The following is a 10,440-nucleotide window of genomic DNA, read 5'->3' on the forward strand; positions in this document are numbered from 1 at the left end:
GTACGGCTACTTCGGGTTCGGGTACGAGCGCCGCTCCGGCAGCCGGTGCGCCGGCCCCGGCAAACCAGTGCCCCGACCAGAGTCTCGCCATCAAGGCGACCCCGGACAAGGCGTCCTACCGTGTCGGCGAAGAGCCCGGTTTCACGGTCGTCATCACCAACATCAGTGCCACCGCGTGCCAGCGCGACGTCGGTGCCGGCCTCCAGCAGGCGCTGGTCTACACCCTCGACGACCAGCGCATCTGGTCCAACACCGATTGCTTCCCGGACGCACAGTCCGATCTGCGCTCCTTCGATCCGGGCCAACAGGCAGGCTTCACCGTGAAATGGTCGGGCACGAACTCGGTGCCGGGCTGCGGCGAAGAGCGGATTCCCGTGGGTGCTGGCTCGTACAAGGTGATTGCTCAGCTCGGTGAGCTGCGCAGTTCACCCGAGCCCTTCAACATCACCTAGGCGAACTTTTCGTCAGTCGAACGGCCCGGCGATCGACGATTCGGCCAATCTCGACAGGCCCTCGCGGATGTGCCGGGCCCACAGGCCGCCAATGCCTTCGACGGACTGAAGATCGGCGGCCGTCGCTGCGAGCAGGCCCTGGAGGGTCCCGAACGACGACACCAGGCGATGGATCTGACTGAACTGCAGCCGGGGCACTCGCGTCAGTACGCGGTATCCGCGCGGACTCATCGGTGTGTCCAGCGCTTCGATGGTGGCCGGGTAGCCGAATGCGCGGGCCAGCGTCGTCAGATCCAGGAGGTCGACGTCGGTGAGCTTGTCCAATGCGCCCAGGGCCTTCTCGACGGACGCCGTGCTCGCCGTTTCCGTTCCTGCGAGATAGTCCCGCACGACGAGTTGACGGTCGACGTCGTTATCCCCGAGCAGTTCTTCGAGTTGCAGGGCCAACTGTCGACCGTCGGTGCCGAGTTCGAGGACGTTCTGTTCGATCTCCACGGACACTCGCCGGACCATCTCGAGTCGCTGTGCGACGGTCAACGCGTCCCGCAACGTCACAAAATCTTCGATCTCGACGACGGAGAGCTGCCGGGTGTTGTCGTCGAGACGCGCCTTGTAGCGCTCGAGAGTTGCAACGGCTTGATTGGCACGCGATTGGATGGTTGCCGAGCCTTCCACCACGTGGCGGATGCCGGCGACGTAGACGCTGACGATGCTCATCGACTGGCTGACCGAGACGACCGGGTATCCGGTCTGCATCGCGGTGCGCTCGGCTGCGCGGTGTCGCGTACCGGACTCGACAGTCGGAATCTTGTGGTCGGGGACGAGCTGGACGTTGGAACGGACGATGCGCTTGCCGTCGGTGGAGAGCACGACGGCACCGTCCATCTTGGACAGCTCGCGCAGCCTCGTCGGGGCGAATTCGACGTCGAGCTCGAAACCACCGTCGCAGATGGCTTCGACCGCGTCGTCGTAGCCGAGGACGATGAGGCCACCGGTACGCCCCCGCAGGATGCGTTCCAATCCGTCACGTAGAGCAGTGCCCGGCGCCAGCCGTGCGATGGTTTCGCGGAGCGCAGGGGAGGAGGGCTCGCTGCGTGTGGAGTCTTCCACGGTCATCCCCTCGTTCGTTGTCGACTGCCGGACGTACTGTGCCAATCGATCGATGCGAAATCGGTTCGTGCGAAATCGGGTGCTGCGAAATCACAGTCCTGGCAGGTTGAGGGTATCGGAGGGTTGTCACCGGCCACGCCCACGTACGGAATCGAGCGCCTCGCCGAGATTGGTCACCGTCTTGACCTTCATGCCTGCTGGGATGGTATCGCCGTGCTCGGGGGTGATCGCGTGAGTGAACCCGAGTCTGTAGGCCTCCGCCAGCCGCCGCCCGAGGCCCGACACGCGACGCACCTCGCCTGCGAGGCCGACCTCTCCGAGGATGACGACACCCGTCGGCAACGGGACGTCGGTGACCGCGGACGCGACGGCCGCTGCAAGGGCGAGATCGGCTGCCGGTTCGCTCGTCTTCATTCCGCCCACGGTGGCCGCGTACACCTCCGATTTGGCGACCTTGATGCCGCAGCGTCGCTCGAGTACGGCCAAGATCATCGCGACGCGGGCCGAGTCGAGCCCGCTGACGGCTCTGCGCGGCGACGGCATGTGGGTGTCGACGACGAGCGCCTGCAGTTCGGCGAGCAACGGTCGCTTGCCGTCCATGGTGACCGTGACGGCAGTGCCGGGGACGGCTTCGGTGCGGTGGTGCAGGAATAGGCCGGACGGGTCGGAGATGCCTTCGATGCCGGTGTCTCGTAGTTCGAAACAGCCGACCTCGTCGGAGGCTCCGAATCGGTTCTTGATGCCGCGGATCATGCGCAGCGTGGAGTGTTTGTCGCCTTCGAAGTGCAGGACGACGTCGACGAGGTGTTCGAGCGAGCGCGGCCCGGCCACGGCTCCGTCTTTGGTGACGTGACCGATGAGCAGCACTGCGATTCCCGTTGTCTTCGCGAGCGAGGTGAGTGCGCTGGTGATGGCGCGAACCTGGGTGACGCCCCCGATGACGCCGTCGACGTCGGCGGCGAGCATTGTCTGCACGGAGTCGACGATGAGCAGACTCGGCTTGACCTGTTCGACGTGCCCGAAGATGGTCGCGAGGTCGGATTCGGCTGCCAGGTAGACACGCTCGTGTACCGCGCCGGTGCGATCGGCTCGCAATCGAACCTGCCCAGCCGATTCCTCGCCGGTGACGTACAGGGCTCGACGGTCTTCGCCGGTGCGGGCCCAGCGGTGGACGACCTCGAGCAGCAGGGTGGATTTGCCGACGCCGGGTTCTCCGGCCAACAGAACGACCGAGCCGGGGACGAGTCCGCCGCCGAGTACACGGTCGAACTCAGAGATACCGGTGGAGTTCGCCTTCGCGGTCGTGCCGCTGATCTCGGTGATGGCCGTGGCAGGGGAGGTCGGAACCATTGCGGCCATTGCGGACCTGGTGTTGCCTGCGCCGAGTGCGGAGGCTCCCGCTCGGTTGGCGACCGGGGTGAGGACCGGAGCTTCGTCCATCGATCCCCAGTTGCCGCAGTCGGGGCAGCGGCCTACCCATTTGGCGACGGTGAGCTGGCACGCCGAACACCGGTAATTCGTCTTCAGTTTGGCCACTCGGAAAGACTAGAGGTGGCTACCGACAGGCGAGCGTCAGTTGTTGCCGCCTGCGCCCTCTTCGGACTCGACCTCGGCGACTTCCTGCTCGGCGTGTTCTTCGTCGTGATGCACCTCGGCGAGAACTGGGGACTTCTCCGAGACATCTCGGCCGAGGTCAGTGCCCGCGTCGACGGGAACCAGCATCTCGACCTCGCCGGCCTTCTCGAACGTGAACGTGACCGGAATTGTCAGGCCGGGACGAACCTCTTCACCGATGCCGTTGAGTTCGACGGTGATGAACTGCAGCGGGATGCCCGGATCCTCGACCTCGTTGTCGATGACAACGCCCGCACCAAGCGCGGTGAGCGGTTCGATCTCGGTGCCGCTGGGCTGCTCGCCCACGGTGACGTTCGACGCTGCGGTGGTGGAGATGCTCTGCAGCGTGTCCGCAGATTCGGAGCTGTTGTTGACCGCGGTGAAACCGAGTTCGACCTTGCCGCCCGGCTCGATGGAGTATTCCTCACCCTGCGGGTAGACGACGTGCACGTTCCGCAGGGAGATGTCACCGACGTCGGCGAAGTTTCCGTTGATCGCGGCGACCTGCTGGGCAGTCTGGCTCACCTGGCCGGCACTGCATGCCGTGAGAGTCAGCGCGGCGCCCGCGGCGACGGCGAGTGCGGAAGCCAATCGGCGGTTCTTACTGTTCGCGGTCGCAGCGATGAACGCAGTCACGGGTCGTCCTCCAGGTGTGGCCGGTGTTGTCTTGCCGGTGTCGTGGGTGCCGATGTGGTCGAGCGGGGCGCATCTGTCAGCCGATCCGTCGGGTCCACTAGGCAGAGTAGTAGTCATCTCGTTCCAGCGAGTCGCTGGGGCGTGAACAAGGCACGCCGCGGACCCTTTATCGGCGTGTTGACCGGCGTTTCGTGTCACCTCTCTCACACGCGGAAGCGCATGCTGTGGGGGCTGAACGGGGTGTCCAGATACACGTTCCGCCACCGGTGTCAACCCCTCGAGATGCGCGTGCGTGCCCCTGACCTGCGCCGTTGATCCGCTGTCATGGTAAAGTGGAAAAATCGAAAGGGGCACGGGACACATGATTTTCAAGGTCGGAGACACCGTCGTTTACCCTCATCACGGTGCGGCGCTGATCGAAGCGATAGAAACCCGCACCATCAAGGGTGAAGCGAGAGAGTACCTGGTTCTCAAAGTCGCTCAGGGCGATCTCACCGTACGCGTTCCTGCAGACAATGCCGAGTACGTGGGCGTACGCGACGTAGTGGGTCAAGAAGGCTTGGACAAGGTCTTTCAGGTTCTGCGCGCACCCCACACCGAGGAGCCGACCAACTGGTCGCGGCGCTACAAGGCCAACCTCGAGAAGCTTGCTTCCGGAGACGTCAACAAAGTAGCCGAGGTCGTTCGCGACCTCTGGCGGCGCGAGCAGGACCGTGGCCTTTCCGCCGGCGAGAAGCGCATGCTCGCCAAGGCGCGTCAGATTCTCGTCGGAGAGCTCGCGCTCGCCGAGGGAACGGACGAGGCCAAGGCCGATATCATTCTCGACGAAGTTCTCGCTGCCGCTTCCTAGGTGGCTCGTTCCAACACAGGTTCCGTCGTCGCGCTCGTACCGGCGGCGGGACAAGGCCTTCGGCTCCAGCGTGGAGTACCGAAGGCCTTTGTGACGGTAGGGGGAATCACCCTCCTGCAACGGTCCGTCGACGGACTTGCCGCATCAGGCGTCGTCGACCGCATCGTCGTCATCGTGCCCGCCGAAATGGCGGACCACGCACGTGACCTTCTCGGCCCCGACATCACTGTCGTGACCGGTGCGGCCGAACGTACCGGCTCGGTCCGGTTGGGCCTCGCAGCGGCAGACGATGCTGCCATCGCGCTCGTGCACGACGCAGCTCGCTCCCTGACGCCGCCCACCTTGATCGCTCGTGTCGTTGCCGAGGTTCGCGCGGGACGCGGCGCCGTCGTCCCGGCTCTTCCGGTGGCGGACACGATCAAGACCGTCGACGCCAACGGTGCCGTGGTCGGCACCCCGGATCGCAGTGAACTGCGCGCGATACAGACGCCACAGGGTTTCCGTGCAGATCTGCTGCTGCGCGCGTACGCCAACGCGTCGGACGCAGCCACCGACGACGCCGGTCTCGTCGAACGGCTCGGCGAAACCGTGCACACCATCGTCGGCGACGCACTGGCGTTCAAGATCACCACACCGCACGACCTCCTTCTGGCCGAGGCGATCGCGGGCCGAGAGAACGCAGATCGGGAGAACGCATGAGGGTCGGTATCGGTACGGATGTTCATCCCATCGCACCGGGTCGTCCGTGTTGGCTCGCGGGATTGCTCTTCGAGGACGCCGACGGATTGGAAGGCCACTCCGACGGCGATGTCGCTGCTCATGCGCTGTGCGACGCGCTGTTGTCGGCGGCCGGCCTCGGTGATCTCGGTTCGGTGTTCGGCACCGGCCGGCCCGAGTGGGACGGGGTGAGCGGTGCGGCGATGCTGACCGAGGTGCGACGTCTGCTGGCCGAGCACGGATTCACGATAGGTAATGCCGCGGTGCAGATCGTGGGTAACCGACCGAAGATCGGGCCGCGGCGTCTCGAAGCTCAAGACACGTTGTCGGAGGTGCTCGGGGCGCCCGTGTCGGTCTCGGCGACCACCACCGACGGTTTGGGATTGACCGGCCGCGGCGAGGGGATAGCCGCGGTCGCGACCGCGCTTGTCATGACGGAGTAAAAGCACCGGTAGCATTGCTGGTCGTGACCCTTCACCTGTTCGACACCGAGACGAGGGCCCTGCGGGAATTCACCCCCTTGGTCCCTGGCCATGCATCGGTGTATCTGTGTGGGGCAACTGTTCAGGGTGAGCCGCACATCGGTCATGTCCGCAGCGGTGTTGCGTTCGACGTTCTCCGGCGATGGCTGCTGGCTCACGACCTCGACGTCGCGTTCGTCCGCAACGTCACCGACATCGACGACAAAATCCTGAACAAGGCACGCGACGCAGGCCGCCCATGGTGGGAATGGGCTGCGACGTTCGAGCGGTCGTTCACCTGGGCCTACGACAAACTGGGCGTGCTACCTCCGTCCGTCGAACCGCGGGCCACGGGACACATCACGCAAATGGTCGAGTTGATCGAGCGGTTGATCGAGTCGGGCCACGCGTACGCCGCCGAGGGCGACGTCTACTTCGACGTGCGTAGCTTCCCCGATTATGGCGCACTGTCCGGGCACAAACTCGACGACGTACATCAGGGCGAGAGTGCAGGCGCAGGCAAGCGTGATCCGCGTGACTTCACGCTGTGGAAGGCCGCCAAGCCCGGTGAGCCGTCGTGGCCGACGCCCTGGGGGCGTGGCAGGCCGGGGTGGCACCTCGAGTGCTCGGCGATGTGCGAGACCTACCTCGGCGCGGACTTCGACATTCACTGCGGCGGTCTGGACCTCGTTTTTCCGCATCACGAGAACGAACGCGCGCAGAGCAAGGCCGCCGGTGGCGGTTTCACCCGCTATTGGCTGCACAACGGGTGGGTGACGATGGGCGGTGAGAAGATGTCCAAGTCGCTCGGCAACGTGCTCTCGGTGCCCAACGTGCTGCGCAGCGTTCGACCGCAGGAGCTTCGCTTCTACCTCGGCGGCGCGCACTACCGTTCGATGCTCGAATACTCCGATCACGCGCTGCAGACGGCTGCAGTGACGTACCGGGGAATCGAGGGCTTCCTCACGCGTACCGTCGAACGGGCGGGTGACGTTCCGCTCGGTCGGTGGACGGACGATTTCGCCGACGCGCTGAACGACGACCTCGGTGTGCCGAAGGCGCTCGCAGCCGTCCACGCAACGGTGCGCGCAGGCAACAGTGCACTCGAAGCCGGCGATCTCGAGTCGGCGGTCGCGCAGGCTTCCCTGGTTCGCGGCATGCTGTCGATCCTCGGCGTCGACCCGTTGGATCCGCACTGGACGTCGGGCGGCGGCGACAACGCAGCCGTCGAAGATGCGCTCGGGGTGCTCGTCGCCGCCGAACTGCAGCGGCGAGCACAGGCCAAGGTCGACAAGGATTGGGCAACCGCGGACGCCATCCGAGACCGGCTGGCCGGAGCGGGCATAGATGTGACAGATACCCCGAACGGACCGGAGTGGTCCGTCGGGACAAACAGCAGTACCGACGAAGCAGGGCAGTGATGGCAGGCAATTCGAGTAGGCGCGGAGCAGTTCGCAAAACGGGCACCAAGAAGGGGCAGGTCGCCGGGTCCGGCGGCAACCGTCGGCGCGGCCTCGAACCACGGGGTGCGACGCCTCCGGCCGAGGCCAGGACGAAGCATCCCGCGTCGCGTCGCGCGAAGATGGCCGAGAAGTCGGCACAGTCGACGGGTCGCCAGAGTGGTGGCCGGGTCGCCAGTCGCAAGAGCGACGACGCGCCTGAGGTCGTGCTCGGTCGCAACCCGGTCGTCGAATGCCTGCGCGCGGGTGTTCCGGCGACGGCACTGTGGGTTGCCGTCGGCACCGACAGCGACGAGCGTCTGAAGGAAAGCGTGCAGCGCGCCGGCGACGCCGGTATCTCCATCCTCGAGGTGCCCCGCTCGGATCTGGACAAGCTGAGCGCCAACGGTCTGCACCAGGGCCTCGCGCTGCAGGTGCCGCCGTATCGCTACGCCCACCCGGACGACCTGATCGGCGCGGCCCGATCGCACGCCGAGCCGCCGCTTCTCGTGGCACTCGACAACATCACCGACCCACGTAACCTCGGCGCGGTCGTGCGGTCCGTCGCAGCGTTCGGTGGTCACGGCGTCGTCATCCCGCAGCGGCGCAGCGCCAGCGTTTCCGCCGTCGCATGGCGAACGAGTGCGGGTGCGGCAGCGCGTCTGCCCGTCGCCCGAGCAACCAATCTGACTCGTACTCTCAAGGATTGGCAGACGAAGGGCGTCATGGTGGTCGGTCTCGACGCGGAGGGCGACACCACGCTCGACGAGTTCGACGGCACCGGCCCGATCGCCATCGTCGTCGGCTCCGAGGGCAAGGGCCTCTCTCGCCTCGTTCGGGAGAACTGTGACTCGATCCTGTCGATCCCGATGGCCGGGCCCGTGGAGTCGCTCAACGCATCCGTCGCGGCAGGCGTCGTACTCGCCGACATCGCGCGGCAGCGCCGGGGCTAGGTGTGTGCGGCTTCGCCGCCCGTGTGCGAAAAACGCTGTTCCAACAGCATTAAAGGCGCACGGGCGCGAAGCGCACAGGGTCTCCCGGACGCAGCTGGCCCAACATCGGAAGATCCACCGTCCGCACGACGCCGATCACCGGGTACCCGCCGGTGACGGGGTGGTCGGTCAGGAACACCACGGGTTTGCCGTCGGGTGGCACCTGCAGCGCTCCGGGAACCATGCCTTCACTGGGTAGTTCGCCGGTGCGCGATCGCACCAACGCATCCGCGCCGTCGAGCCGGATGCCCACGCGGTCGGCGTCGGCGCTCACCGTCCACTCCTGTTGGAACAGCAGAGTCGGGTTCGTGAACCAGCTGTCACGCGGGCCCGGCACCACTCCGAGGACGCCTGTGCGCGCCGGCGCGATAGCGAAATCCGATGCGGGCCAATCGCTCGCCAGGGCGCCGACCGAAATGACGTCGGCCGCCGCTACGGGCGCGGGCCCGAGGCCGGACATGGTGTCCGTCGACCTGCTGCCGAGAATCGGTTCGACGTCGAAGCCGCCTCGCACGGCGACGTAGCTGCGCAGCCCGGACATCGGGGTTCCGAGCCGGAGTTCGTCGCCGTCGGACAGGACGAGCGTGCTGTACGTCCCTTCCTCGAAACCGTTGTGGTGCAGACGAACAGGAGCACCCGTCACGGCCAGAACGAGATGACCTTGCGCGCGGAGTTTCAGCCCACCCATCGTGGCTTCCAGGGTCGCAGCGTCGACGGTATTGCCCACGAGTCGATTGGCGGTGTCGTGCGCACGGACATCCGCGGCACCGGAGCGACCGACCCCGATCGCGGCGTATCCGGGCCTGCCGCGGTCCTGCAGCGTGCACAGCGGGCCAGGGGAGAGGATCTGAAGCGAACTCATTGCTGCTCGAATCGGACGGCGACGCCGGGGCGCAACAGCGCGGGTGGGTCGCGGCGGGCATCCCACAGGTCGGCGTCGGCAGTGCCGATCAACTGCCATCCGCCGGGCGAACTCCGCGGGTAGACGCCGGAGAATTCCCCCGCCAGCCCGACGGACCCGGCCGGCACCGACGTCCGGGGGGAGCTGCGCCGTGCGACCTGAAGGCGAGCGTCGTCGCCGACGAGGTAGCCGAACCCGGGTGCGAATCCGCCGAACGCGACGGTCCACGTCTGCTCCGCGTGCGCCGAGATCACCTCGGCGACGGTGAGTCCCGTCATGTCCGCGACGTCTCCGAGGTCCTCGCCGTCGTACCGCACGCGAATTACCACCGGATCGGGCGTGGCGCTCACGGAGTTCTCGGTGGGTTTTGCGGTGCGCAGCCATGCGAGGACTCGATCGCGGTTGCCGCTGTGACGGACGAGCACGGTACGGGCGGCCGGAACGAGGTCTTCGACGTCCTCGATGGCGGTGGCGACGAGAGTGCGGTGAAAGGCCATGGTCTCGGCGAGGTCGGCGTACTCGACCAGAAGGGCACGGTCCCCGCAGTCGTGAACGATCATCAGACGAACGGGGAAATGTGAATCTGATTGTCGGTCAATATCTTTCGGATCTGCCGAGCCATGTTGACCGCGCCGCGGGAATCGCCGTGCACGCAGACGGATTCGGCCTCGACTGCTACCGTGCTCCCGTCGATCGCCTCGACGGTGCCGTCGCGGACGAGGCGCAGTACTCGCTCGGCCACTTCTGCCGGATCGGTGAGAACGGCGCCGTCGATGCGCCGCGGCACCAGCTCGCCGGCGGGGGTGTAGGCGCGGTCGGCGAACGCCTCGCGCACCGTCGTGAGCCCGGCCTCGCCGGCACGCCGCAGGAACACCCCCGGAATACCCATCACCGGCAGGGTGCGGTCGTGGGCGAGGATCGCCTCCACCACGGCCGCGGCCTGTTCCTCGTGGTGCACGATCGCGTTGTAGAGGGCACCGTGCGGCTTGACGTAGGCCACCTTGCCGCCGGCAGCGCGGGCGAAGGCCTCGAGCGCTCCGATCTGGTAGATCACGTCGTTCGCGAGCGCCTCGGGCTCGATGTCGATGAAGCGACGACCGAACCCCGGCAGGTCGCGATAGCCGACCTGGGCTCCGATCATCACCCCGCCCTCGACCGCCTGGGCGCACACCCGCCGCATGATCGAGGGGTCGCTGGCGTGGAAGCCACAGGCGACGTTGGCGCTGCTGACGACGCCGAGCAGTGCCTCGTCGTCACCGAGCGTCCAG

The 10,440-nt window shown here is 66.5% G+C and carries 11 protein-coding genes and 1 pseudogene; 6 read left to right on the forward strand and 6 right to left on the reverse strand.

The genetic code is table 11. The features are described from left to right. Window positions 1-452: pseudogene (locus WBQ44_RS08780) on the forward strand (hypothetical protein); the annotation flags it as partial. Window positions 453-464: 12 nt separating this feature from the next. Here the strand turns inward: WBQ44_RS08780 and disA are convergent. The 3 genes from disA to WBQ44_RS08795 form a co-directional block, all read right to left on the reverse strand. Beyond that, a complete protein-coding gene (gene disA / locus WBQ44_RS08785; RefSeq protein ID WP_495566322.1) occupies window positions 465-1,568 on the reverse strand; it encodes a DNA integrity scanning diadenylate cyclase DisA in 1,104 nt (367 codons plus the stop codon). 120 nt (window positions 1,569-1,688) lie between these two features. Next, window positions 1,689-3,098 carry a DNA repair protein RadA gene (radA, locus tag WBQ44_RS08790; protein WP_495566323.1) on the reverse strand — a complete coding sequence of 470 codons (1,410 nt, stop codon included), beginning with the start codon at window positions 3,096-3,098 and terminating at the stop codon, window positions 1,689-1,691. Between the two features lie 36 nt (window positions 3,099-3,134). Further along, a complete protein-coding gene (locus tag WBQ44_RS08795; protein WP_495566324.1) occupies window positions 3,135-3,812 on the reverse strand; it encodes a copper chaperone PCu(A)C domain-containing protein in 678 nt (225 codons plus the stop codon). Between the two features lie 361 nt (window positions 3,813-4,173). Here WBQ44_RS08795 and WBQ44_RS08800 point away from each other — a divergent pair, with 361 nt between their 5' ends. The 5 genes from WBQ44_RS08800 to rlmB are packed head-to-tail and all read left to right on the forward strand — an operon-like array spanning window position 4,174 to window position 8,232. Further along, a complete protein-coding gene (locus WBQ44_RS08800) occupies window positions 4,174-4,662 on the forward strand; it encodes a CarD family transcriptional regulator (RefSeq protein WP_115961970.1) in 489 nt (162 codons plus the stop codon). Beyond that, window positions 4,663-5,361 carry a 2-C-methyl-D-erythritol 4-phosphate cytidylyltransferase gene (gene ispD / locus WBQ44_RS08805; RefSeq protein WP_495566325.1) on the forward strand — a complete coding sequence of 233 codons (699 nt, stop codon included), beginning with the start codon at window positions 4,663-4,665 and terminating at the stop codon, window positions 5,359-5,361. It begins immediately after the preceding gene. Beyond that, on the forward strand, window positions 5,358-5,822 hold the full coding sequence (gene ispF / locus WBQ44_RS08810) for a 2-C-methyl-D-erythritol 2,4-cyclodiphosphate synthase (RefSeq protein ID WP_495566326.1): 465 nt from the start codon (window positions 5,358-5,360) through the stop codon (window positions 5,820-5,822). The genes ispD and ispF overlap by 4 nt, the downstream gene beginning before the upstream one ends. A 23-nt stretch (window positions 5,823-5,845) precedes the next feature. Then, window positions 5,846-7,261, forward strand: a complete 1,416-nt coding sequence (cysS, locus tag WBQ44_RS08815; protein ID WP_495566327.1) for a cysteine--tRNA ligase — start codon at window positions 5,846-5,848, stop codon at window positions 7,259-7,261. Continuing rightward, window positions 7,261-8,232: a 23S rRNA (guanosine(2251)-2'-O)-methyltransferase RlmB gene (gene rlmB / locus WBQ44_RS08820; RefSeq protein ID WP_495566328.1), complete on the forward strand. Its 972-nt coding sequence runs from the start codon at window positions 7,261-7,263 to the stop codon at window positions 8,230-8,232. The genes cysS and rlmB overlap by 1 nt, the downstream gene beginning before the upstream one ends. A gap of 49 nt (window positions 8,233-8,281) precedes the next feature. On the opposite strand, the gene WBQ44_RS08825 is transcribed toward rlmB, so the two are convergent. From WBQ44_RS08825 to WBQ44_RS08835, 3 genes are all read right to left on the reverse strand, one after another. Continuing rightward, on the reverse strand, window positions 8,282-9,133 hold the full coding sequence (locus WBQ44_RS08825; RefSeq protein ID WP_495566329.1) for a 5-oxoprolinase subunit C family protein: 852 nt from the start codon (window positions 9,131-9,133) through the stop codon (window positions 8,282-8,284). After that, the gene (locus WBQ44_RS08830) at window positions 9,130-9,732 is read right to left on the reverse strand and encodes a 5-oxoprolinase subunit B family protein (protein WP_495566330.1); all 603 of its coding nucleotides are present in this window, start codon (window positions 9,730-9,732) and stop codon (window positions 9,130-9,132) included. The genes WBQ44_RS08825 and WBQ44_RS08830 overlap by 4 nt, the downstream gene beginning before the upstream one ends. Beyond that, on the reverse strand, window positions 9,732-10,440 hold a 709-nt coding region (locus WBQ44_RS08835; protein ID WP_495566331.1), incomplete at its 5' end, for a LamB/YcsF family protein. The genes WBQ44_RS08835 and WBQ44_RS08830, both read right to left, overlap by 1 nt.

The sequence above is a fragment of the Rhodococcus sp. (in: high G+C Gram-positive bacteria) genome (assembly GCF_049591685.1).
In the GTDB taxonomy this organism is placed as follows: domain Bacteria; phylum Actinomycetota; class Actinomycetes; order Mycobacteriales; family Mycobacteriaceae; genus Rhodococcoides.